At 64.5% G+C, this 23992-nt stretch carries 24 protein-coding genes; 13 read left to right on the top strand and 11 right to left on the bottom strand.

The genetic code is table 11. The annotated features are described in order from the left end of the window. Window positions 1–74: 74 nt before the first annotated feature. The 5 genes from C1H69_RS13045 to C1H69_RS23845 form a co-directional block, all read right to left on the bottom strand. Window positions 75–1601, bottom strand: coding sequence for a tripartite tricarboxylate transporter permease (locus C1H69_RS13045; protein ID WP_102653834.1), 1527 nt, complete (start codon window positions 1599–1601; stop codon window positions 75–77). A gap of 2 nt (window positions 1602–1603) precedes the next feature. Continuing rightward, window positions 1604–2095: a hypothetical protein gene (locus C1H69_RS13040; RefSeq protein WP_133154973.1), complete on the bottom strand. Its 492-nt coding sequence runs from the start codon at window positions 2093–2095 to the stop codon at window positions 1604–1606. A gap of 77 nt (window positions 2096–2172) precedes the next feature. Then, window positions 2173–3177, bottom strand: coding sequence for a tripartite tricarboxylate transporter substrate binding protein (locus C1H69_RS13035; RefSeq protein WP_102653832.1), 1005 nt, complete (start codon window positions 3175–3177; stop codon window positions 2173–2175). A gap of 137 nt (window positions 3178–3314) precedes the next feature. Next, entirely contained in the window at window positions 3315–3446 is a 132-nt protein-coding gene (locus C1H69_RS23595; RefSeq protein WP_165789474.1) for an integrase core domain-containing protein, read from the bottom strand. Window positions 3447–3736: 290 nt separating this feature from the next. After that, window positions 3737–3880, bottom strand: a complete 144-nt coding sequence (locus C1H69_RS23845; RefSeq protein WP_205738480.1) for a DUF1153 domain-containing protein — start codon at window positions 3878–3880, stop codon at window positions 3737–3739. A 574-nt stretch (window positions 3881–4454) separates the two neighbouring features. Here C1H69_RS23845 and gmk point away from each other — a divergent pair. The 6 genes from gmk (at window position 4455) to C1H69_RS12995 (ending at window position 9139) form a co-directional block, all read left to right on the top strand. Further along, entirely contained in the window at window positions 4455–5087 is a 633-nt protein-coding gene (gmk, locus tag C1H69_RS13020; RefSeq protein WP_102653831.1) for a guanylate kinase, read from the top strand. A 72-nt stretch (window positions 5088–5159) separates the two neighbouring features. After that, window positions 5160–5420 carry a DNA-directed RNA polymerase subunit omega gene (rpoZ, locus tag C1H69_RS13015; RefSeq protein WP_043517557.1) on the top strand — a complete coding sequence of 87 codons (261 nt, stop codon included), beginning with the start codon at window positions 5160–5162 and terminating at the stop codon, window positions 5418–5420. Between the two features lie 21 nt (window positions 5421–5441). Then, window positions 5442–7577, top strand: coding sequence for a RelA/SpoT family protein (locus C1H69_RS13010; protein ID WP_102653830.1), 2136 nt, complete (start codon window positions 5442–5444; stop codon window positions 7575–7577). A 90-nt stretch (window positions 7578–7667) separates the two neighbouring features. Then, window positions 7668–8057, top strand: a complete 390-nt coding sequence (locus C1H69_RS13005) for a RidA family protein (protein ID WP_102653829.1) — start codon at window positions 7668–7670, stop codon at window positions 8055–8057. Between the two features lie 13 nt (window positions 8058–8070). Next, window positions 8071–8589: an RNA 2',3'-cyclic phosphodiesterase gene (gene thpR / locus C1H69_RS13000; RefSeq protein ID WP_102653828.1), complete on the top strand. Its 519-nt coding sequence runs from the start codon at window positions 8071–8073 to the stop codon at window positions 8587–8589. A 64-nt stretch (window positions 8590–8653) separates the two neighbouring features. Then, on the top strand, window positions 8654–9139 hold the full coding sequence (locus tag C1H69_RS12995) for an acyloxyacyl hydrolase (protein WP_102653827.1): 486 nt from the start codon (window positions 8654–8656) through the stop codon (window positions 9137–9139). 16 nt (window positions 9140–9155) lie between these two features. Here C1H69_RS12995 and C1H69_RS12990 read toward each other — a convergent pair whose 3' ends face one another. Next, the gene (locus C1H69_RS12990; protein ID WP_102653826.1) at window positions 9156–10028 is read right to left on the bottom strand and encodes an NAD-dependent epimerase/dehydratase family protein; all 873 of its coding nucleotides are present in this window, start codon (window positions 10026–10028) and stop codon (window positions 9156–9158) included. A gap of 81 nt (window positions 10029–10109) precedes the next feature. Between C1H69_RS12990 and C1H69_RS12985 the strand changes: the two genes are divergently transcribed. Then, window positions 10110–11030 carry a LysR substrate-binding domain-containing protein gene (locus tag C1H69_RS12985; protein ID WP_102653825.1) on the top strand — a complete coding sequence of 307 codons (921 nt, stop codon included), beginning with the start codon at window positions 10110–10112 and terminating at the stop codon, window positions 11028–11030. Beyond that, the gene (recG, locus tag C1H69_RS12980) at window positions 11027–13120 is read left to right on the top strand and encodes an ATP-dependent DNA helicase RecG (protein WP_422666900.1); all 2094 of its coding nucleotides are present in this window, start codon (window positions 11027–11029) and stop codon (window positions 13118–13120) included. The genes C1H69_RS12985 and recG overlap by 4 nt, the downstream gene beginning before the upstream one ends. Before the next feature lie 308 nt (window positions 13121–13428). Here recG and yccS read toward each other — a convergent pair whose 3' ends face one another. Next, window positions 13429–15645 (bottom strand): YccS family putative transporter, encoded by a 2217-nt coding sequence (gene yccS / locus C1H69_RS12975; protein WP_102653824.1) that lies wholly within the window; start codon window positions 15643–15645, stop codon window positions 13429–13431. Window positions 15646–15846: 201 nt separating this feature from the next. Between yccS and C1H69_RS12970 the strand changes: the two genes are divergently transcribed. From C1H69_RS12970 to C1H69_RS12950, 5 genes are all read left to right on the top strand, one after another. Continuing rightward, a complete protein-coding gene (locus tag C1H69_RS12970; protein ID WP_102653823.1) occupies window positions 15847–16668 on the top strand; it encodes a DUF3100 domain-containing protein in 822 nt (273 codons plus the stop codon). Next, window positions 16655–17155: a hypothetical protein gene (locus C1H69_RS12965; protein WP_102653822.1), complete on the top strand. Its 501-nt coding sequence runs from the start codon at window positions 16655–16657 to the stop codon at window positions 17153–17155. The genes C1H69_RS12970 and C1H69_RS12965 overlap by 14 nt, the downstream gene beginning before the upstream one ends. 12 nt (window positions 17156–17167) lie before the next feature. Then, window positions 17168–18322, top strand: coding sequence for a M20 aminoacylase family protein (locus C1H69_RS12960; protein WP_102653821.1), 1155 nt, complete (start codon window positions 17168–17170; stop codon window positions 18320–18322). Between the two features lie 78 nt (window positions 18323–18400). Then, window positions 18401–19291: an NAD(P)-dependent oxidoreductase gene (locus C1H69_RS12955; RefSeq protein ID WP_102653820.1), complete on the top strand. Its 891-nt coding sequence runs from the start codon at window positions 18401–18403 to the stop codon at window positions 19289–19291. Beyond that, the gene (locus C1H69_RS12950; RefSeq protein ID WP_102653819.1) at window positions 19288–20841 is read left to right on the top strand and encodes an aldehyde dehydrogenase family protein; all 1554 of its coding nucleotides are present in this window, start codon (window positions 19288–19290) and stop codon (window positions 20839–20841) included. Before C1H69_RS12955 ends, C1H69_RS12950 begins: the two co-directional genes overlap by 4 nt. Here C1H69_RS12950 and C1H69_RS12945 read toward each other — a convergent pair. The 4 genes from C1H69_RS12945 to C1H69_RS12930 all read right to left on the bottom strand — a co-directional run bounded on the left by C1H69_RS12945 (window position 20820) and on the right by C1H69_RS12930 (window position 23908). Further along, a complete protein-coding gene (locus C1H69_RS12945) occupies window positions 20820–21773 on the bottom strand; it encodes a LysR family transcriptional regulator (RefSeq protein WP_102653818.1) in 954 nt (317 codons plus the stop codon). The genes C1H69_RS12950 and C1H69_RS12945 overlap by 22 nt on opposite strands. 42 nt (window positions 21774–21815) lie before the next feature. Next, a complete protein-coding gene (locus C1H69_RS12940; RefSeq protein WP_102653817.1) occupies window positions 21816–22172 on the bottom strand; it encodes a hypothetical protein in 357 nt (118 codons plus the stop codon). 89 nt (window positions 22173–22261) lie between these two features. Beyond that, on the bottom strand, window positions 22262–22540 hold the full coding sequence (locus C1H69_RS12935) for an HU family DNA-binding protein (protein ID WP_102653816.1): 279 nt from the start codon (window positions 22538–22540) through the stop codon (window positions 22262–22264). Between the two features lie 207 nt (window positions 22541–22747). Next, window positions 22748–23908, bottom strand: a complete 1161-nt coding sequence (locus C1H69_RS12930; protein ID WP_102653815.1) for an FAD-dependent oxidoreductase — start codon at window positions 23906–23908, stop codon at window positions 22748–22750. Between the last annotated feature and the right edge of the window lie 84 nt (window positions 23909–23992).

Here is a 23992-nt window from a genome sequence, read left to right as displayed (position 1 = left end):
GGCCGCCCACATGAGATGAGCGGCCGGTTTGACGTACGAAGGAATGTCGGCAAAGAAGATCGAAGGACCCGGTCTCAATCCCCGGTTTCCAGCAGGGACCCTTTCCCGTTTCCTGTAGAGGAAACGGCGCCGGGTCCCGAACGGAGCCGTCGCCAGATCGTCCATATCACGATTGTCACCGAGATGATGGCGAGCCCAAGCGCGATCGGACGCTGCAGGTAATAGGACAATTCGGTCGAGCGAGCCATCGCAATCGCAATATTGGTCTCGAGCAGGCCGCCCAGGATGAACCCCAGCACGGAAGGAATGACCGGGATGGTGGCCGCCCGCATCGCAATCACCAGAACCAGAGCGCCGATCATCACCCAGATATCGAACATCGAGTTGTTGACCGCATAGGCACCGAAGAACGAGAACAACGTGACATAGGCCGCAATCATTGCCTTGGGCAGACGCAGCAGAGCAGCCATATAGCGCGAACAGAAGAAGCCCATCACCACCACGAGCAGGTTTACCACGAAATAGCCGGTGAAGAACGAATACATCAGCCCTGGCTGCTCGGTGAAGAGCAGCGGCCCGGGCTGTAGCCCGTGAAGCGTCAGGGCACCGATGAACACCGCCGCAGCCGCACTTCCTGGAATGCCAAGCGATAGCAACGGAATGAGTGATCCCCCGATATTGGCCGAGGCCGAGGCCTCGGCCGCGAACAGTCCGCTCTGGGAGCCCTTGCCGAACTCCTCGGGATGAGCAGAAATGCGGCGCTCCAGCGAATGGGCAACGAAGGGGGTGGATTCCGGCCCGATGGCAGGCAGGACGCCGATCCCGACCCCCAGCGTGGACGAGCGTAGCAGCAGCCATCGATCGTAAATGACCCGCTTCCAGACCTTGGCAACGCTCGATGCACCGACCTTGCCTGCGCCGACCGCATTTTCGCCCCGGATCGCCTCAATGGCCAACTGCAGGGCTTGCGGCAGACAGAAGAAGCCGATCAGCACCGCCACCACGCCGAGCCCGGAGTAGAGATTGTAAAACCCGAAAGTCATTCGTGCAGCTCCGTCTACCGGGCTGATCCCGATCGCCGCGATGCTTAGCCCGATGAAGACCGACGCCAGGTTGGACAGAAGCGGCGTCTCCATCATGACCACGACAACGACAAGGCTGAAGATCACCAGCATGACGTATTCGGGCGCTCCGAACCTCAACGCGAGTTGTGCCAACACGGGCGTCATGAAGACCAATGCCACGGCGGCGATCATTCCGCCGATCCCCGAGCCGACGGCCGAAATCCCAAGTGCCTGCGGCGCCTCGCCCCGCTTGGCCATGGCGTAGCCTTCCCATCCGCTGATGATCGAGGCAGGTGTGCCGGGAATGTTGAGCAGAATAGCCGAAATGCTGCCGCCATAGATCGCTCCGGCGTAAATCCCCACCAACATGATCATGCCGTGATCGGTCGACATGATGAAAGTCACAGGAACCAGCAGGACGATGCCGAATGTCGCCGTCAAGCCGGGGATGGCACCAATGATGATGCCCAGAAACACCCCAAGTACCGCCGCCGCGATATTGGACAGGGATAGCGCCGCGATGAGCCCTTCGATCATGCTCACTTCTCCATCACTGTGAAGATGGTCTCGTCGATCCAGTGGTCGACGCCAGCTTTAGGAACGGGGACGAATAGAACTGTCGTTATCAGAATGGCCAGTGCCAGCACGAAAACCACTGCCCCAGCGCTGGCAATGGGCCTGAGCGTTCCGAGGGTGATCCAGAGCGAGGCTACCAGTGCAAGCGAACTCGCAAGCACGAAGCCCAAGCGGTTGAGCAGAGCAACATAAATCAACCAGACCGCGCAGAAGGCAATGATCCTCACCATCCGCCTTCGCTCGCCTGCAGTTCGACCGAAGACCGCTCCGGGCAATGCCGCCCGAGCAGGCCTCCGCCAAGGGATTGTCGGCAGTACAGCCAGCCCTGTCAGGAGGAAGGCCGTTGCCGTGATGAAGACGGGATAGCTCATCAGACTAGACGTATCCTGCACCGCGGCGATCACGACGCAGGCCAGCACCACCAACAGCAACAGCGGCAACATCCGATAGGACATGTAGTCACCCAGGATTCATGATGAACGAGGCCCGCTGTCAGCACAGCGGGCCGGACAGACAGGGTCTTACTCGGATCTTACTCAGACAGGCGCCCGCTCGAAATGAGGAACTCTCTCAACTCCTCGAAGGTTTGTGCATAGCTCTCTTTGGTCGCTGCTTCATCCGCAGGGGTCAGGCGAAGACTGGCCGCCTGAAAAGCCTCGGTGGCCTCGGGTGTCGAGAGCGTGGCAAGAAACTCGTTCGCAAGCCATGCCTTGCGATCCTCTGGAACACCGGTCGGCAAGGCAAGGAAGCGTGTCGCTCCCCAAGTCTGGCCGACCATCGGAATGTCCAATTCTGCGAAAGTCGGAGTGTCAGGAAGACCCGGATGACGCTCATCTCCCGTAACCGCTACCGCGCGCAGATCTCCGTTGCGGACGAATTGCTCGACCTCACTGAAGAAAGCCGCCGTTGCATCCACATCCCCGGCCAGCAGCGCAGTCACACCCTGACGCCCGCCATCAAAGGGAATGAAATTAAACTCGACCCCCTCCTGCTCGGCCAGAAATTCACTGACGAACAGAAACATCGAATTTGGATTCATGCCGACTTGAAGCGTGTGCTCTTTAGCATGCTCCACGATCTCGGGCAGCGTCTTGTCGCCAATATCGGACTCGCTGCGAACTAGCCAGATGACCGGATCAAAGCTGATCGTCGCAATGGGCTCGAACTCATCGATTCCGAAGCTCGCATCGCGCAGCAGAACGTCGGTGAACATGAATGGGTTAGCGATCACCCCGATGGTATAACCATCGGCCTGCGCCTGCTTCGCAAGATAGGTATGGCCGACGATCCCGGCGCCGCCGACCCGGTTTTCGACGCGGAACTGCGTACCGTTGTGCTGCTCGGTCAGGTCAGCGACCGTGCGCGCTGTCACGTCGACGGCACCACCAGCTGGGTACATGACCACGAGGCTAACCGGCCGGCGAGGAAAGTCCGAGGGCTTTTCCTGGGCCAGGGCTATCATTGGTTCGGCGATGGTAGAAAGCCCGAGCGCTAGGGCCGCGAAGAAAAGCTTTCGGAAAGGTAGAGATGGCGTCATTTTTATTGTCCTCCCAAACGATTTCAGTGAGAACTATGAGCACCCGGTTGAATCATGTCTAATGATTGTTGGTGATTGTGCGATAACCAATTGCTTTTCTTCAAAGCAGTGTAATGACCCCCTGGTTTCTGCACACCCTACGCAGCTAATGCAGGGTGTGCTCGGGGTGCCACATAGCCCAGCGACTGATGTGGCCGCTCTTCGTTGTAGTACCGGATCCAGCGGCCGATGATCGCTCTGGCTTGGCCCAACGACTCGAATCGATGCACCAGGGCTTCTTCCAGCGCGGCTTGGGTCGGTAATACAACGTCCGCCGGGGAAGCCCCAGCCACCGACACAGCTTGACGAGCGATACCACATGGCCCTCCTGGGCCATCTCCGCCTGCAACGACGTTACGAGTTCTCGTCCTCGTCGAGCAGGCGGCGAAACGTTTTTAGTGCGTAGATCTATAGGTGGGCTTCGCCCAGCGCCTCCTTGGTTTCCCGCAGCTCGGATTCGTACTGTTCGCGGATGTCCTTGGGGCGGGCCTTGAATCCGTTCTCCATGCTGCGTTGGGCCTCATCGATCCAGCCCGACCTCGGAGACGGTGAGGTCGTACTGGCGGGCCACCTCAGCGACCGTGGTCTTGCCCTTGAAGATGTCCATGACCACGGCAGCCTTGCGCTTCGCGGTCCATCGCTTGATGGGGTTATCGTCGCTCATCCTGTCCTCCTGATGGCTGCACGATAGCCTGTACAGCTCAGAAGGGGGTCACTTCAGCTCCAGAGTCGTCAGAGCCTTCGCCATCGGCTTGCCGACAACCGTTCTCGCATGAGCTTGATTGCCCTGGTCCAGGTGGGCGTAGCGCTGCGTGGTGGCGATATTGACATGGCCGACAGTTCAGGGAGTGGCCACGGCGTACCAGCGCCGAGGCCATCGGCATGGATGAAAAAATTCCGGAGGATTACGGAAAGTCCTCTCGGCTCAGTATGGCGCGATCTCTGATGGATTGGTCACCAACAAGGAAAGGCCAGGCGGAGGGGAGGGGAGGGGAAGTGATGTTCCTTCCTGTGTTGAGGGCTCCATTGGCGGGCCCGCCATGGCGCTGCTCCTGATACGCCTCATGACAGTGGGGCTCTTCCACCCGCTGCCAGGCAGGCGCCATAACACGCTGTTATCATTGATATTTTAAAATCACTCGATCAGCAGAACATCGAGTGATGGAGCCGACGCTACAGGCCACCCGGCAATCTATGCGATACTTCGCGCTTTTCCCGCAGACCACGGACGCATGCCCATGTCCCAAGGTACGCTTTTCATCATTTCCGCTCCCTCCGGCGCCGGCAAGACCACGCTGGTACGCGAGCTGATCGAGAGCCTCGACGGCATTCAGGTCTCGGTGTCGCACACCACCCGCGCCCGGCGCCGCGGCGAAGTGGATGGCGTCAACTACCACTTCGTCGAGGTGGCCAGCTTCGAGGCGATGATCGAGCGCGGCGAGTTCTTCGAATACGCCAGGGTGTTCGACAACTACTACGGCACTTCACGGCCTTCGGTGGAGGCCATGCTCAACGCGGGGCAGGACGTCATCCTCGAGATCGACTGGCAGGGCGCCCGCCAGGTACGCCAGCAGATGCCGGATGCGGTCTCGATCTTCATACTGCCGCCCTCCCGTGACGAGCTGGAGCGCCGCCTGGCGAGCCGCGGTACCGACGAACACGCCACCATCGCCCGGCGCATGCGCGATGCCATTGGCGAGATGTCGCACTACGACGAATACGATTACCTGGTGATCAACGACGACTTCACCACCGCCCTGCGCGAGCTGCAATCGCTGGTGATCAGCCGTCGCCTCAGCCTGGACCGGGTAGGCAAGGGCCATGCCCCCCTGTTGGCGGCGCTCTTGTCACAGGCGCCAGGCGTCGAGTAATCTAGTCTGTCCTGCTCCATTTCGGATTTCCGGTTCCGGCCGGGGACATTCACAGCTTTCAGGAATACCTACATGGCGCGTGTCACCGTCGAAGATTGTCTGGAAAACGTCGAAAATCGCTTCAAGCTGGTGATGATTTCCACCCAGCGCGCTCGTCAACTGGCCCGCGGCTCCCGCGATGCCCTGCTGCCCTGGGAAAACGACAAGCCCACCGTCATGGCCCTGCGCGAGATCGCTGCCGGCCTGGTCGACAAGAGCGTACTGGACGAGCCGATCGAGGCGCCGGTCAGAATTCGCCACGAAGGCGAGCCGGGCATCGCCATCGAGGAGTAAGGCGAGACTCGAGGCGCGCTCATGTTCACCATCGACGACCTGGCCGACCGACTCGGCGGCTATCTTCCCCCCGACGAGATCCAGCAGGTCAAGCGCGCCTTCTACTATGCCGAACAGGCCCATGATGGCCAGCAGCGACGCTCGGGTGAGCCCTATGTGACCCACCCGCTGGCAGTCGCCAATATCCTCGCCAACATGCACATGGATCATCAGAGCCTGATGTCCGCGATGCTGCACGATGTCATCGAGGACACCGGCGTCACCAAGGAGGCCCTCGCCGAACAGTTCGGCAAGCCGGTGGCGGAACTGGTCGATGGGGTTTCCAAGCTGACCCAGATCACCTTCGAGGACAAGGCGGTCGCCCAGGCCGAGAACTTCCAGAAGATGGTATTGGCGATGTCCCGCGATATCCGGGTCATCATCGTCAAGCTCGCCGACCGCCTGCACAACATGCGCACTCTGGGTGCCCTGCGCCCCGAGAAGAAGCGTCGAATCGCCCGTGAAACCCTCGAGATCTATGCCCGCATCGCCAGCCGGCTGGGCATCAATACCATCCGGGTGGAGCTCGAGGACCTCTCCTTCCAGGCTTTGCACCCGATGCGTTCCGAGCGCATCAAGCGTGCCGTCTCCAGTGCCCGTGGCCATCGCCGCTCGGCGATCAGGCAGATCCAGAACACCCTGCAGAAGAGCCTCGACGACGAACGGCTTGCGGGCACCGTGATCGGCCGTCAGAAGCACCTGCTGTCGATCTACAAGAAGATGCGCGACCAGCGCAAGCCGTTCGCCGAGATCATGGATGTCTTCGGTTTTCGCATCATCACCGAAGACGTCGACAGCTGCTACCGTATCCTGGGGATGGTCCATAACCTCTACAAGCCGGTACCGGGACGGTTCAAGGACTATATCGCCATACCCAAGGCCAACGGCTACCAGAGCCTGCATACCACGCTGTTCGGCAGCGGCGGCATGCCCATCGAGGTACAGATCCGTACCCGCGAGATGGAAGCCATGGCCAACAACGGCATCGCCGCCCACTGGCTCTACAAGGCGGGCCAGACCGACCACCCCATCGCCGAGGGCAGCCACGCCCGCGCCCGGGAGTGGGTCAAGGGGCTGCTGGAGATGCAGCGCCATGCCGGCGATTCGCTGGAATTCATCGAGCACGTCAAGAACGACCTGTTCCCCGACGATATCTACGTGTTCACGCCACGCGGCGATATCATGGAGCTGCCCCAGGGCGCCACGGTCATCGACTTCGCCTACACGGTACATACCGATATCGGCAACAACTGCATCGCCTGTCGTATCGACCGCCATCTGGCACCGCTCTCCACCCGACTCGAGAGCGGCCAGACCCTGGAGATCATTACCGCACCCGGCGCGAAGCCCAACCTGGCCTGGCTCAACTTCGTCGTCACCGCCAAGGCGCGCTCGGCGATACGCCATGCGCTCAAGCACCAGCAGCATACCGAAGCCGTGCAACTGGGCCGCCGCCTCCTCAACAAGGCGCTGGCCGACTTCGAGACGAGCCTGGAAGAGCTGCCCGAGCATGTATTACCTGATGTCCTGGCCGAACTATCGCTGAAGCATGAGGATGCCCTGCTGGAATCCATTGGACTGGGCACGCGAGTCGCCTATGTGGTGGCCCGGCGCCTGATCGATGCCCTTCACGGTGATGGCGACAATGCCGGCCAACGCCCCGTCCAGCCCCATGGCCCCATCATGATCAGCGGTGCCGAGGGCATGGTGATCAACTTCGCCCGCTGTTGCCATCCGCTGCCCGGCGATCCGGTGGTGGGACACCTCTCGGTGGGCAAGGGCATCGTGGTGCACCGTACCGAATGCCGCAATCTCGATGAGCTGAAAGGCGATCCCGACAAACTGTTCGGCCTGGAGTGGTCCAATGAGATCGACGAGGACTTCCCCGTCGCGCTGCGCATCGAGATCGAGAGCCGCCGCGGCCTGGTGGCCGAGTTGGCCAGCCTGGTCACCGACGCCGATGCCAACATCGAGCGAATCGGGATCGAGGAGCGCGATGCCAGGCTATCCATCGTCCATCTGACACTGGCGGTCCGCGACCGCGTACATCTGGCCCGCATCATCAAGCGTATCCGCAATCTTTCACACGTCGGCAAGATCAGTCGCGTCGGCAATTGATCCCACTACCGCCCGTCCGCCGCCAGATGCGGCGGGCAGGCAGTGTTCGTTGACCACACCGGTTTCGGTCGTCCCAACAAGGAGCCATCCATGAGCAACAAGGCAGTCATCAATACCGACAAGGCACCCGCCGCCATCGGCCCTTATTCCCAGGCCATCAAGGCCGGCAACACCGTCTACCTGTCGGGCCAGATTCCCCTGGACCCGGCCACCATGGAGCTGGTCTCCGACGACTTCGAAGCCCAGGCCCGGCAGGTATTCTCCAACCTGAAGGCCGTCTGCGACGAAGCGGCCGGCTCCCTCGGCGAAATCGTCAAGATCAACCTCTACCTGGTGGACCTGGACAACTTCGCCATCGTCAACAGGGTGATGGAGGAGTTCTTCACCGCTCCCTTCCCGGCTCGTGCCGCGGTTGGGGTGAAGGCGCTGCCCAAGGGAAGCCAGGTCGAGGCGGAAGCGGTCATGGTCATCGGCGATTGATTCAGGCACTTATATGAGGCTGTTTCTAGCGCTGGTGCCGCCGCCCGAGCTGCGTACGCGGCTCGGTGAGCTGGCCGATATCGCCCATGCCCGCTGCGGCGGACGGCGCATGCCGGACGACAGGCTGCATCTGACGCTGGCCTTCCTCGGCGAGGTGGACGAGAAGCGTGCGGTGGAGCTGGCCGAATGGGTCAGCACGCTGGGCGTTGCACCCGGGCGCTGGCGACTCGACAGCTGGAGCTGTTTTCAGCGGCCCCGTATCGTCTGGATCGGTAGCCAGCGCCCCGCCCCACCGCTCGAGACGCTCCAGCGCACGCTATGGGATGGACTCGAGGCCCGCGGCTTTCCTGGGCGCCCTGCGCGCTTCGTGCCACACGTCACCCTGCTGCGCCGCGCCGACTCACTGGCAACGTTCGATTTACCGGACATCGATCTTGCGTGGCCTTATAATAAGCTGGAGCTGATCCAATCCATCATGGATGGCAGCGGTGCCGCCCGCTATACCACACTGGCGCGATCAGGCGGAGCCTGATGGCCAGGCCGCAGGCGATCGTGCCCCGGCAACTAGAGAGCCTGGAATATTGAAGACAACCATCATGGCCGGCGTCGTTGCCCTGGCGGGGCTGACGGCCAGCTTTCCGAGCATGGCCGATATCTATCTGGCTGCCGGCGCCACCAGCGAATCCACCGCCGCCCTGCGCATCGAGGTGGATAGGGTCATCGGGCTCGAACGCGTCCACCCCCAGCTCGACCTGCGCCTGGGAACCGGCCTGTTGCTTCTCTCCAGTGGGGAGGAAGACGGCAACGCCGCCTGGCTGCTCACCCCGGCACTACGCTGGACGTTCGCCCATGCCCGGCAGGTCTTCGTCGAGGGGAATATCGGCGCCGCCCTTTTCCTGAATACCCGGGTCGAGGACCGGCAGCTTTCCACCGCTTTCCAGTTCCAGGATCGCCTCGCACTGGGTCTGCCGGCAGGCAACGGAGAGCTGACCCTCAGCCTGACCCATTACTCCAACGGCGGCATCAAGCGGCCCAACGATGGCTTCGAAATACTGAGCCTCGGCTATCGCTGGGCGCTGTAATACCTTCTGGAAAGCGTCAGACCGGCTCGGGCAGGAAGCCGCCCTCCTTCATGACCTGGGTGTAGCCGTCACGGTAGCTGGGGTAGCGGAACGTATAGCCGGTTTCCAGCAGGCGGGTGTTGTCGCAACGCTTGCTGGCCCGCTTGCGCAGCGGCGCCTGAATCACTTCGGTAGGCTCCACCTTGAGCCGCTTCGCCATCCAGGACATGACGTCGTAGAGAGGTTCGGGGGCACAGTCGCTGGCCAGATAGAGGGTCTCCAGCGGCTGGCCCGCTTCACTCCGGGCGATCAGATGAGCCAGTACACCCGCGCAGTCGTCACGATGGATACGGTTGGAGTACATGGGAGGCGCCGTGGGTGCGATACGCCCCTCCAGGACCTGGCGGATCAGGCGATCGCGACCGGGGCCATAGATGCCGGAAAAACGCACCGCGGTTCCGGGGATCGGGCTATCATGCAGTGCCTGCTCGGCTTCGCGCATCAATACCCCAGAGAAACCCGCGGCTTCGGCCAGGCTTTCTTCGTCGACCAGCTCGCCTTCCTTCTGGCCGTATACGCTGGTGGACGAGACGAAAAGGATACGCTGCGGCGCGCTTTTGCGGCCTTCGTAGAGGCTCAGTACGGCCTTGAGGCCATCCAGGTAAGCAGCCCGGTAGGCCGCTTCCTCGAAGCGGTCGGCGCTGGGGGTGTAGACTACGAAATCGGCGTCAGGCAGCTTTTCCAGGGCCGCCTCATCGCTGAGGTCCAGCAGCAATGGCTCGATGCCGCTGCCTTCGAGTGCCGACACGCTGCGCCGCGCACCGATGACGCGATGGCCGGCTGCCATGAGCTCACGAGCCAGCACCATGCCGATGTCGCCACAACCTAGAATCAGTGTTGTCTTCTTCACCTTTCTCTCGCCCCCTGATAAAAAGTCCCTATTGGAAAAACCCACATCTATCGTCCGAGAGGATGCCCGAAGGGCACCACCATGACTCTAACAGAACTTCGCTACATCGTAACCTTGGCCCAGGAACGTCATTTCGGACGTGCCGCCGAGCGCTGCTTCGTCTCCCAGCCGACGCTGTCCGTGGCGGTGAAGAAGCTCGAGGAGGAACTGGGTGTCGCGCTGTTCGAGCGCTCCAAGTCCACCGTTCAGGTAACGCCCATGGGCGAGAAGATCGTCGAGCAGGCCCAGCGCGTGCTGGAGCAGAGCAGCGTGATCAAGGAACTGGCCAACGCCGGCAAGGATCAGCTGGCCAGTCCCCTGCGCATCGGCGCCATCTACACCATCGGCCCCTACCTGTTCCCCCACCTGGTGCCCGCCCTGGCCCGCAGCGCCCCCCAGATGCCGCTCTACATCGAGGAGGGCTTCACCGCCAACCTGCGGCGCAAGCTGAGAAGCGGCGAGCTCGATGCCATTATCATTGCCCTGCCCTTCACCGAGACCGATGTGGTCACCAAGCCGCTCTACGACGAAGCGTTCGAGGTCTTGATCCCCGCCGATCACGCCTGGGCGAAGCGTGACCACATCGACAAGGAGGACCTGCTCGACGAGCGCCTGTTGCTGCTCGGCGAAGGGCATTGCTTCCGGGACCAGATTCTCGAGGCCTGCCCTGCCATCAGCCACAAGCTCAACAGCCCCCACAATACGCTCACGGCCGAGGGGGGCTCGCTGGAAACCATCCGTCATATGGTGGCTTCGAAACTCGGCATCACGGTACTGCCCCGCTCGGCCATTGGCACGGTCCACTACGAAACCGGCCTGCTCACCAGCCGACCCTTCGGCGAACCGGCTCCCTCGCGTACCGTGGCCATTGCCTGGCGAGCCAGTTTCCCCCGCCCACGCGCCATCGACGCCGTGACCAACGCCATCAAAAAGTGTCATGAGCCACTTCCCGAGCCGGCATGAGCGCTGACATAAACGCTCTTGACGCGCCGGTCAGCTCCCTGAAGGGAGTCGGGGAAGCGCTGGTGCTGAAACTGGCCCGGCTGCGCGTGGAAAGCGTGGCCGACCTGCTCTTCCACCTGCCGCTGCGCTACCAGGATCGTACCCGCATCACACCCGTCGGCACCCTGCGTGCCGGACACGAGGCCGTGGTGGAAGGGGAGGTGGTGGCCAGCGAGGTGGTCCGCGGCCGGCGGCGCAGCCTGCTGGTACGGCTTCGAGATGGCTCGGGCATCCTCAGCCTGCGGTTCTTTCACTTTTCACCGGCTCAACAGCAGCAGTTTCTTCCCGGCACCCGGGTTCGATGCTTTGGCGAGGCACGGGCAGGCGCTACCGGCCTGGAGATCTACCATCCCGAGTATCGTCTGTTGAGCGCAGACGTTCCCCCGGTGGAAGATCATCTCACGCCGATCTACCCCACCACCGAGGGGCTCAATCAGACACGGCTGCGGGCCTTGATCGAGCAGGCCCTGGCGCGACTCGACGCCGCGCCCGATGCGCTGCCCGACTGGATACCCGAGTCGCTGCGCGAACGCTTCGGCCTGCCGGAGCTGCACCACTGTCTGAAGGTGCTGCACCAGCCCCCGCCGGAAGCGGACCCCGAGCAGTTGGCCGGCGGCCGTCATCCGGCAAGCCGACGCCTGGCCCTGGAGGAACTGCTGGCCCACCAGCTCAGCCTGCGCGAGGTGCGCCTGCGCATCCAGGAGGACGGCGCGCCACGTCTGCCCAGCGGCCGCAGCCTGCAGGCGCGCTTCCTTACCCAGCTGCCCTTCTCCCTGACCGGCGCGCAGCGCCGTGTGCTCGACGAGATCGGCGCCGACCTGGCACGTGAAGTGCCCATGCTGCGCCTGGTGCAGGGCGACGTGGGCTCGGGCAAGACGGTGGTGGCGGCGATGGCGGCACTGTCCGCCATCGCCGGCGGCTGCCAGGCCGCCATGATGGCGCCCACCGAGATTCTGGCCGAGCAGCACCATCGTACCTTTCGCGCCTGGTTCGAACCCCTGGGTATCGATGTGGGATGGCTTTCGGGAAAGCTCAAGGGCAAGGCACGCCTGGATACCAAGGCAGCGATCCTCGACGGCCGGGCACGCATGGTGGTGGGCACCCACGCACTCTTCCAGGGTGACGTGCACTTCCAGCGCCTGGGGCTGGCCATCGTCGACGAGCAACACCGCTTCGGCGTCCACCAGCGGCTGGCCCTGCGCGAGAAGGGCGAGGCCGGCGGCCTGACGCCCCATCAACTGGTGATGACCGCCACGCCGATACCCCGCACCCTGGCCATGAGCGCCTACGCCGATCTCGACGTCTCGGTCATCGACGAGCTGCCCCCGGGGCGCACCCCGGTGAAGACCGTGGTGATACCGGACGATCGCCGCCCCGAGGTGGTGGCACGCATTCGTCACGCCTGCGCCGAGGGGCGACAGGCCTACTGGGTCTGTACGCTGATCGAGGAGTCCGAGGTGCTGCAGTGCCAAGCCGCCGAGGCGACCCGGGACGAGCTCACCGAGGCGCTGCCGGAACTGGCCATCGGTCTGGTCCACGGGCGCATGAAGGCCAGCGAGAAGGCCGCGGTGATGGACGCCTTCAAGACCGGCGAACTGGACCTGCTGGTGGCCACCACGGTGATCGAGGTAGGGGTCGACGTACCCAACGCCAGCCTGATGATCATCGAGAACCCGGAGCGGCTGGGGCTCTCCCAGCTGCATCAGCTGCGCGGTCGAGTCGGGCGGGGTTCCACCGAGAGCTTCTGCGTGCTGCTCTACCACGGCCCGCTGTCGGCCCACTCCCGGGAGCGACTGGCGGTGATGCGCGAGACAACCGACGGTTTCCGCATCGCCGAGAAGGATCTGGAGCTGCGCGGCCCCGGTGAAGTGCTGGGCACCCGCCAGACCGGCCTGGCCCAGATGAAGATCGCCGACCTCGAGCGCGACGCCGACCTGCTGGAGCGGGTCTCGCCGCTGGCCGAGGCGCTGCTCGCCACCCACCCCGAGGCCAGCCAACCGCTGATCCGCCGCTGGCTGGGCGAGCAGGCGGGCCGCTACGGGCAGGTGTGAGAGGCAAGAATGAAGCGCTGGACCGCACGGCCGCCCGCCGCAAAAAAACGGATTGTCGGTGCCAGCGTCAGCTCGCGACCGCGGGGTTGCCCGGGCAAGTGATCATCGCCACGACGGCAGCTTCCGCCGAGGCGCCTGCGGCGCCAGTCGCGATGCGGAGCAGCGCTCCAACAGGGTGGAAAAAGCAGTTCGCAACGCAGAGTCGAAGCGTCGAACCGGGCGCCCAACAGGGTAGAAAAAACAGCTGTCGGAGCCAGCTTTAGCTCGCGACCGCGGGGTTGCCCAGGCAGGCAATATCCTGGCCCAGCTCAGGGGGCGAATACCGCTTCTTCCCGCCCGTTGCGCGGCACCACCAGCCGGTTGGCGGCCTCGGCGAGGGGCGCCAGTTGCTGGCCAATCAGACGCAGCTGGCTCTGGATTGGTCGATAGGGTACCAGCGCCAGGCCATCGTCCTCGGCAGCGGCTGGTGTCTCGAGCCTCGTCAGCAGTGCCTCCACATCGGCCTCCAATGACCTCAGCGGCCGGCGAGCGTCCAACGCCTCGGCGATCTCGCCCAGCGTAGCGCCGATCTGTCGCGCCACCGGCACCAGGGCGGCATCGTCCTCGTCGTCGGCCAGGTGGTGACGATGGGCCCCCAGCGCCGAGAGGTGGCTGAGCAGGGTGTGAGACAGCACCAGGAAGCGCAGGCCATCGTCGGCTTCCGCCTTACGGTAGTGACCCGGCTCGTGCAGCATGTTGGTCAGCACCGTCGACAGCGCGGCATCGGCATTGTGGGCGTTGCGCCGCGCCAACCGGTAGGCCAGGTCGTCCTGCTTGCCAGCCTCGTACTGATGGATGATCTCGTCGAGATAGCCGCGGCTGTTGGTCAGCACCTTGGCCGCCTCGCGATGCAGGCGCCGCCCCTGCCAATCGGGCAGGATGAAGAACACCGCCAGCCCGGCAATCAACGCGCCGATCAGGGTATCGAACAGCCGCGGCCAGATCAGGTCGAAGCCGTCGCCGACCTGATTGAAGCTGCACAACACCAGCAGGGTGATCGCGGCCGTGGCAATCACGTAGTGCTTTTCGCGGTTGGCGAAGAACGCCACCCCGGCGACCACCGCGATCAGACTCTGTACCAGCGGCTGCGGAAACAGGGTGATCGACGCCCAGCCGACCACCAGACCGATTACCGTGCCCACGATTCGTTGGGTCAGGAAGCGACGCGTGGTGGCGAAGTTGGGTCGACAGACGAACAGTGTGGTGAGCAGAATCCAGAAGCCCTGCTCGGGGTCGAGCCACTGCAGCAAGCCATAGCCGGCAAGCAGTGCCAGCGGCAGGCGCAGGGCGTGGCGAAAGGTCGGCGACCCCAGTGTCAGGTTGAGGCGGATGCGCTCCCAAGCGTCCTTGAGGCTGCTCGGCGAGCGGTCGAACAGGCTGGAGTCGCGGCGTGGCTCAGCGGCGTCCGGCGTGTGGGCGCTGGACAGCTGCGCTTCGAGGGTCGTGAGGTTGTCGGCCAGCGCCTCGAGCGGGTGAAGCAGCTTGCGCCACTCGGGATTGCGCATGGCCCGCAGGTTGTCGATCGAGGCGCGCAGATCCTCCAATGCCTGCTCGCTCTGGCGATGATCGAAGGGGCGATTGAGCAGCAGCGCCTTGGCCAGTCGCCGACAGGCCAGTCCCTGCTGATCGAGCAACCGCTGGCAGCGAAATAGCACATCGTGGTGGAAGAACGCCTCGGTCAGGGCGGCATAGGGGTAGTGGGTCGAGCTGGCCCGCTCGTGAATGTCCTGGGCGATGAAATAGATACGCAGGTAGCGGTTCAGTTTGCGGTCACCGCGCTGGCCCTCGAGGCGCCGAAAGATCATCTCCTTGGCCTGGTTGAGCGCCTCGACCACCTTGCCGTTCTGGCGCGCCAACGCCAGCCGCCGCGCCTTGGTGTCGATCTCGCGCAGCGGCTCGAACAGCGCCGACTTGAGCATCAGGTATTCGCCCAGCGTCTTGTAGACCCGCGCCATGCTCTGCTTGACCGGCTGGCGCGAGAACAGCGCGCACCAGATCACCGAGATCAGCCCATACCAGGCCGCCCCGGCCAGGAGCAGCAGCGGCTGTTCCCAGGGCCTCACGTCGGGTACACCGCCATGATGCTCGATATTGATCATCGAGTAGATCGACAGGATCAGCGTGCCCGAGGCGATGGTGGCATAGCGCTGGCCGATGGCGCCGAGCATGATCAATACGAAGGTGGCCCCACCCAGGCCGGCGGCGAACAGCCACGGCCAAGGGTAGAGCCACTGCACGCTGAGCGAGGCCACGGCAAAGCAGGCCAGAGTCACCAGCAGCGCCTGCAGGCGCCCCTGCCAGCTGTCGTCGGTCTCCGACAGGGCGCTGGAGATGATGCCCAGGAACAACGGGATGACCAACGCGATCTCGCCCAGCGTCCAGCTCAACGACAACGCCCCGCTGAAGGCCAGGAAGACCCGCAGGCTATAGGCAAACTTGTCGAGCGTCCACAGGCGCCGCAGCGATAGGGAAAGTGACGTCGGCATTCCAGATGATCCTACGGCATTAGACTTTAGTATAACTCAGTGCGCCGCATTCTCCTGCTTCACCCCTCAACGTTCTCTCGACGTCCAGTAATTCGTTTCACGACCCATGTTCGAATGATTCGCACACCACGCCTCTACTATTAGTACGTCACCCTTTCCGATACTCAAGAGTGTCCCATACCACCAACAAGGACAACCCTTATGGACATGAAACTGCTGCTGAACTGGCGGCTACACCTGACGGTGATACTGGCGTCACTGGTGGCCGAATGGATCGGCATCCTGCGCTTTCCGCTGGGTCCCGGCGTCCTGCTGCTGCTACCCCTGTTCTACGCCTTCGTCATCGGCGTGCTGCTCAACCCTCATCTGTTCTCGGGCATGGACAAGGTGATCCCCAAGCGGGTGAGCAATGCCGCCGGGCCGCTGATCCTGATCTCCATCCTCCCCTTCATTGCCAAGTTCGGCTCCACCATCGGCCCGGCCATCGAACAGATCATCGCTGCCGGTCCGGCGCTGATCCTGCAGGAGCTGGGCAACCTCGGCACCATGCTGCTGGCCCTGCCTGTCGCCGTGCTGGTCCTGCGCATGGGGCGCGAAGCCATCGGTGCCACCTACTCCATCGCCCGCGAGCCCAACATCGCCATCATTTCCGACAGGTACGGCCTGCGCAGCCCGGAAGGGATCGGCATCATGGGCGTCTACGTGGTCGGCACCATGTTCGGCACGCTCTATTTTGCACTGATGGCAGGCTATATCGCCTCCCTGGATATCATCGACGTACGTGCCCTGGCCATGGCCTGCGGGGTCGGCAGCGGCAGCATGGTAGCCGCCTGTTCCGGCGCCCTGGTGGAAGCCGTGCCCCACATGCGTGACGAACTGCTGGCCTTCTCCGGCGCCAGCAACCTGCTGACCTACGCCACCGGCCTCTACGTCTCTCTGTTCATCGCCCTGCCGGTTGCCGAATGGCTCTACAAGCGTCTGGGCGGCGCTGCCCTGAAGGAGGCTCGCCATGAAACCCTCTGATACCGCTGCACCGGAACCCCTCTTCGACACCGACCAGCTCCAGGAGCTTCGCCCCGAGAATCAGCTCGGCAAGACCGCCCTGTTGCTCGGTATGGTCTGCCTGGCCGCCTGGATCGCCAACATGGTCAACGGCTCGCCGCTGCACCAGGCCCTGCCCGGCATGATCATCCTCTACGTGATGGTGATGATCGGCCTGGTGATCGGCCGTCTCTCGCCCTTCTATCTGCCCAGCGTGGCCTGGGTGTCGCTGATCAGCATCCTGATGACGCTCCCTTTCTTCCCGGGCAACGCCTGGATCGTCGAACGCCTTTCCCACGTGGACTTCCTGGCCGTGGTGACACCGGTACTGGCCTACGCAGGCCTGGCACTGACGGGCCGCGAGTTCCAGATGTTCAGGCAGACCGGCTGGAAGCTGGTGATCATCTCACTGCTGGTGTTCACCGGCACCTTCGTCGGCTCGGCCGTCATCGCCCACCTGATCCTGTAAGGAGCTGCCTTCATGGACGACAACAGCCTGCCGACACTGGAAGAACTCCAGGCCTGGCGGCATGACTTTCACCGCCACCCCGAGACGGCCTTCGAGGAGTTCCGCACCAGTGAACGTGTCGCCGCCCTGCTGACCGATTGGGGCCTCGAGGTCACGGCCGGCATCGCCGGCACCGGTGTGGTAGGCGTACTGGAAGGCCGCCTGGGGGCCGGCCCGAGCATCGGCCTGAGGGCCGATATGGATGCCCTGCACGTCACCGAGGAGAATGGCTTCGCCCATGCCTCCACGTCCGCCGGCAAGATGCATGCCTGCGGCCACGACGGCCATACCACCGTGCTGCTGGGTGCGGCCCGGGCCCTCTCCCGGGACCCCGACTTCCGCGGCCGGGTGGTGTTCATCTTCCAGCCGGCGGAGGAGAACGAGGGCGGTGGACGAGTCATGGTCGAGGAAGGATTGTTCGAGCGTTTCCCGATGGAGGCCGTTTACGGCCTCCATAACTGGCCGGGGCTGCCGGTGGGCGAAGCCGCGGTGCACGACGGCCCGGTCATGGCCGCCTTCGATATCTTCTCGCTGACCCTGGCCGGCAAGGGCTGCCACGCGGCGATGCCGCACCTTGGCACCGACACCCTGCTGGCCACCTGTCAGATGATCACCCAGTTGCAGGCGCTGATCAGCCGTGAAGCGCCGGCACACCAGCCGGCGGTGCTGAGCATCACCAGCTTCCATGCCGGTGACACCTATAACGTGATTCCGGAAAGGGTCGAGCTGCGCGGCACGCTGCGCTGTTTCGACATGGCGCTCAAGGAGCAGTTGGAAGCGCGCCTTCGACAGGCCATCGACAGCCTGGCCGACTTTCATGGCCTCCGTGCCCAGTTGGACTACCACCGGCGCTACCCGGTGACGCTCAACGATCCAATCCACGCCCAGCGCTGTGCCAAGGCGCTCGGGGACACTCCCGGCATCACCCGGGTGCATCGCGACCTGCCGGCCAGCATGGCCTCGGAGGATTTCGCCTTCCTGCTGCAGGAGCGGCCGGGGGCCTATATCTGGCTGGGTAACGGCACCGAATCGGCCTCGCTGCACAACCCGCGCTACGACTTCAACGATGCCCTGTTGCCGATCGGCACCCGCTATTGGGTCACCCTGGTCCAGTCGCTGACGCGCTGATCCCGGTTCATTCCGTCCGGGCTCGTCTTCCCGCCTGTCGGCGGGGGATGCCCCTGTGCCCTGAAAAGGAGCCAAGCAATGTCTCTTTCCATTACCGTGATCGGCCTCGGACAGATGGGGGGCGCCATGGCGCTGACCCTGCAGCAGGCCGGCTTCTCCGTCGCCGGCAGCGACATCAGCGCCGATTCCCGGCGGCGGCTGGCCGACCTGGGGGTGCCGACCACGGCCCCCGGGGACATCGTCACCAGCGACGTCTACCTTCTCTCGCTACCCACCTCGGCCCAGGTCCGCGAGGTCATCGAGACGTCGCCCGGCCTGCTCTCCCTGGCCCCCAGCGGCAGCGTGATCGTCGATACCTCCACCTCCGACCCCGCCGTCAGCCGCGAACTGGCCGCCAAGGTGGCCGCTGCCGGCCTGAAGTGGCTGGACGCTCCGGTCAGTGGTGGCCCCCGCGGCGCCGCCAGCGGCACACTCGGCATGCTGCTGGGCGGCGACGCCGATACCGTGGAGCACCTGCGGCCGATGCTGGAAGCCATGTCGGCGAAATTCACCCACGTCGGCGGCCCCGGCTGCGGCCACACGGTCAAGCTGGCCAACAACTACCTGTGCGCCGCCCACCTGATCACCACTGCCGAGGCAGTGGCCCTGGCCGCCCGCGGTGGCGTCGATCCCTCCGCCTGCCTGGCCGGGCTCAATAGCGGCTCGGGCCGCAGCGCGGTGAGCGAAGTGAATTTCCCCGAGTGGGTACTCTCCGAACGCTTCGACTCCGGCTTCACCATGGGGCTGATGCGCAAGGACCTCGGCCAGGCCCAGGCCGCCGCCAAGGCTCTCGGCCTGTCGCTGCCGCTGCTGGCGCAGGTGGCCCGGGCCTGGCAGCAGAGCCGCGACGCCATTGCCGACGGCGAGGACTTCAACCGTATCGTCACCCCCGTCCTGCAGGCCACCACGACAGAGGAGCCGACGCCATGAACTCGCTTGATCGACGTGCCCGGGAACACCTCGACGCCCTGCTCCATCGCTTCGAGATGGGTAGCCTCGACGCCCCGCTGACCAACTGGATCGGCGGCTGCCTGACCGCCGGCAGCGGAGAGGCCGTCACCCTCGACAGCCCCGTCACCGGTAACCCCCTGGTGCGCTATGCCGATGCCGGTGCCGAGAGGGTCGAACAGGCGGTACAGGCGGCGGAAAAGGGCCAGCGGGAGTGGATGACGCTGACGGCCAGCGAGCGCGGCCGCCGCATGAACCGCGCGATACGGGCGCTAGAGGGCCACGAGGAGGCCCTGGCCGAGCTCGAGAGCCTGGTCGCCGGCAAACCGATTCGCGACTGCCGTGCCGAAGTGGGCAAGGTGCGCGAGATGTTCGAGTATTACGCCGGCTGGTGCGACAAGCAGCATGGCGAAGTGATTCCGGTGCCGACCACGCACCTCAACTACGTGCATCACGTGCCCTACGGCGTGGTGGGACAGATCACGCCCTGGAACGCACCGCTGTTCACCTGCGGCTGGCAGCTGGCGCCGGCCATTGCCGCCGGCAACGGCGTGGTGCTCAAGCCCTCCGAGCTGACGCCCTTCTCGTCGGTGGCGCTGGCTCGGCTGCTGGAGCAGGGAGGGCTCCCCGAGGGGCTGATCAATGTCGTCAACGGCCTGGGGCCCAGTACCGGCGCGGCGCTGACCGACCATACGGGCATTGCCAAGCTGGTCTTCGTCGGCTCGCCGGAAAGCGGGCGTCGCATTGCCGAAGCCGGCGCCCGCCGGCTGGTACCCAGCGTGCTGGAGCTGGGCGGCAAGTCGGCCAACATCGTCTTCGCCGACGCCAGCCTGGATGACGCCGTGGCCGGCGCCCAGGCGGCGATCTTCGCCGCCGCCGGACAGAGCTGCGTGGCGGGCTCACGGCTGCTGGTGCAGCGCGAGGTCTTCGACGAGGTGGCCGAACGCCTGGCACGGGCGGCCGCCTCCATTGCCGTGGGCCTGCCCGGGGACGAGGCAACCCGCATGGGCCCGCTGCAGAATGCCCGCCAGTTCGCCCGCGTGAGCGGCATGATCGCGGAAGCCGTAACCGCCGGCGCGCGCCTGCTGACCGGTGGCAGTCACCCCGAAACCCTGCCCGAGGAGGCCAGCGGCCACTTCCTCTCGCCCACGGTGCTCGCCGACGTGACCCCCGCGATGCGCATCGCCCGGGAGGAGGTGTTCGGCCCGGTGCTGGTGGTGATGCCCTTCGACGACGAGGCCGATGCGGTTCGGCTCGCCAACGGAACCCGCTTCGGCCTGGCCGGCGCGGTATGGACCCGCGACCCGGCCCGCGCCCATCGCGTCGCCGGACAGCTGCGCGCCGGCACGGTATGGATCAACGGCTACAAGGCGATCAGTGTGATGTCGCCCTTCGGCGGCTTTGGCGACAGCGGCTTCGGCCGCTCCAGCGGCCTCGAGGGTCTCCGTGAGTACACGGTACCCCGGAGCGTATGGGTGGAAACCGCCCCCGAAGCCAGCGTGGCATTCGGCTACGGCAGCGGCGTGGGCTGATCCTGGCCGGGAGGCAACGGCGTCCCGCAGCGAAATGCCTGCATCCAGCGAGCCAGGTGGCGCAGCAACAATACGCTGGCCTTGGGCTGCTGGCGCCCCACTCGCGTCACCATATGAGCCTGGGAACGCTGGAACAGGGGGTCGTCCACCGCCCGCGCCACCAGCCGCCCTTCGGCCAGGTCACGCGCCACGGCAAAGGCCGGCAGCAGGGTGATGCCCATTCCGCTGCGCACGTACTGGGCGAGAATCGCCATGGAGTTGGTGTTCATGGCGGTGCGGGGGTGGATTCGCGCCTGCTGAAAGGCCTGGTCGACCATCCGACGCACGCCATGGCTGGGATCCCACATGGCCATGGGTTCCGCGCTGAGCTGCACCAGGGTCAGGGGCTGCTGCTGGGCTGCCAGAGGGTGATCCGGCGGTAGAATCGCCATCAGCGGCTGCGGGCTGGAGGTCCAGAACCGCAATTGGTGGTGGGTCCGTTCGTGAAACATCAGGCCGATATGGGCCTGATCGGTCACGACGGCATCGATGATGCCCGAGGTACCGGCCAGATGGATGTCCAGTTGGATACCGGTGTGACGTTCGGTGAATTCCCGCAGCGGCTTGGCGATCAGGTCGCCGACGAAACCTTCACCGGCCACCAGTGCAACCGTGCCGGTCTCCAGACGCTGATAGGCTTCCAGCGAGGCGATGAAGCTCTCGTCCAGCGCGCCGCGCCGTTCGCAGTACTCCAACAGCATCTCGCCCTCCGGCGTTGGCCGAATGCCACTGCGCTGGCGCTCGAGCAGCTTGGCGCCCAGGGCATCCTCCAGCAGGCTGATCTGACGGCTCACCGCCGATGGCGCGATGTCGAGGCGTGCCGCGGCCTGCCGCACCGAGCCCGATTCGAGGGTAACGCGAAAATAGACCAGCCGCTGATGGGGGATGTCCAAGGTCGCTTCATACCATGCGAGGAGAGCTGTCGCCGCCCCGGATCAAAGATGTTTCAGTAGCTTCTGCAGCCGGGTCAGGTCGCCGGAATCGCCGACCAGACGCACCTTGCCGGCCATCATGCCTTCGAGAAAGGCCTGCTGAGTCGGCTTGCGAAGCACTTTCAGGGCCGCGGCCTCGTCCTCGAAACGCAGCTCGAGGTCCAGGTCCACGGGGAGCGCGCTGCCACTCCTGATGCCATGAGGCGACATGCGATAGTGGCGTGCAATGGAGAGATCCTCGGTTGCGATGCCCCAGTCGAGGCCCCGCATCTCGGTCAGTATCTGACGAAAACGTGGCTTGCGGCGCAGGGCGCGTTTGAGCAGCAACCCCAGCAGCCACAGCATCAGTCGCAGCTTCATGTCGAGTCCGATTCGATCAAGAGAGGATGAAACGTCGCGGCCTGCTGGGTCGGCAGGCCGCGCCACGGAAGACCCGTGTCGGCATTATTTCATTTCTTGCCGACGGCATCCTTGAGCCCCTTGCCCGGCTTGAAGGCCACCGTCTTGCTGGCCGGAATGGCCAGAGGCTGGCCAGTTTGCGGGTTCTTCCCGGTGCGGGCGGCACGCTCGCGAACGGTGAAGGTACCGAAACCGATCAGTGATACATCCTGACCCTGGGAAACGCTGCCGGTGATCTCGTCGAGAATGACGTTGAGCACCTGGCTGGCCTTGTCCTTGGAAAGATCCGCACGCTCGGCAATGGCCGCAGCAAGTTCTGGCTTGCGCATAAAGCCCTCCTGATATTGGCTGGTTCCGGCAACTGGCGCCGGTGGATTGTTATCCGCGCGATCAAAATGATGAAGCATTTGCCGCCTGCCACTTCCTGAGGAAGCCCCGGTTGTCTATAAAACCGCCCCTTGCTCCTGGAAAGCGTCATGCAAGGTGATACCGTCAAGTTCGCCCGCGGGCCAGAGCCCGCATAGGCACCGACGACACTAGCCTAGCAATGGCGGCGTAGCTCGCGCCAGCTCAACTTTCCGCCGCACGCAGCTCCCTGTCAACGCAAAGCCGATCAAACGTTCGTCTTGTGTCTCGGCCATGGCGACCAGATCCTGCCCTTCCCCTTCGATTCGCCAACGCGCCGGCGGCCGGGTCGGTGGCAATGCCACGACAGGCAGCAACGGAGTCTTGACCAGTATCGGCCAGGCACCATAGACCACCTCGGAGGGCTCGCCGGTCAACGTCCGGGCCAGTGCCCGGGCGCTGGCCTGAAGCGGCTGCACGTACATGGCATTGACCCCGTCGACACAGGCCACGTCCCCCAGGGCATACACCCCAGGCGCCGACGTCGCCAGCCGGCGGTCCACCTGAATCCCCGCCGCGCCGGTTTCAAGGCCCGCCGACTCGGCCAGCTCCGTTCGCGGCCGAAGCCCGGTGGCTACCAGTACCAGATCGGCCTCCACCCGGCTGCCATCGCTGAGCGCCACCCCGACATCACCGCCGGCGGTTTCCAGCGTCTCCAGGCTGCGCCCCAGGTGCAGCGTCATGCCGCCCCTCTGGAAGGCTTCTCCCAGCGCTCGTCCCAGAGGCTCGGGGAGTAGCCGAGGCAGCGGCGCACTCTCCGGTGCCACCAGGGTGACGTCATGCCCACCGGCGGACAGGTCATTGGCGAATTCGCAGCCCACCAGGCCCGCCCCGATGATCGCCACCCGCGCCCGCCGGCCCAGCGCTTCCAGCGCAGCGTGGAATCGACGGTAGTCATCGAGGTCGTTGATCGTGAAGACGCGACCGGCCAGTGTCCCGGGAACGGTAAAAGGCACCGCCGGCGCCGCCCCCGTGGCCAGCACCAGCTCGCCCCAGGACAGACGCTCCTCCCCGACACGCAGCGTGCGCGCCTCGAGGTCGATACCCTCCACCCGGGTGTGGGTGCGCAGCACCACGCCCAGTCGGTCGGCGGTCTCCAGCGCCGAGCGAGCGGCCAGCCGCGCCGGTGGCAACCCCTTGGCGAAGCCGGTGGACAACAATGGCTTGGAATAGTCATCGCCACTATCGGCGGTGACCAGGGTGATGGGGCGCACCGTATCCCGGGCACGCAGTTGGCGGGCCAGGCCAAGGCCCGCCATGCCGGAACCGACAATGATCAGTGGAGCGGTCATGAAACTCCTTGTCGTATCGCGAGGGCTGGCATGCGTTTGATGCTGCCCACTATCAGGGGAATCGAGTCAGAACCGCATGTTACA

Origin of the sequence: Billgrantia endophytica, assembly GCF_002879615.1 — a bacterium.
GTDB classification, from domain to species: domain Bacteria; phylum Pseudomonadota; class Gammaproteobacteria; order Pseudomonadales; family Halomonadaceae; genus Halomonas; species Halomonas endophytica.
The sequence above is the reverse complement of the archived record's forward strand: the minus strand, read 5'-3'. Positions and strand labels throughout refer to the sequence as shown.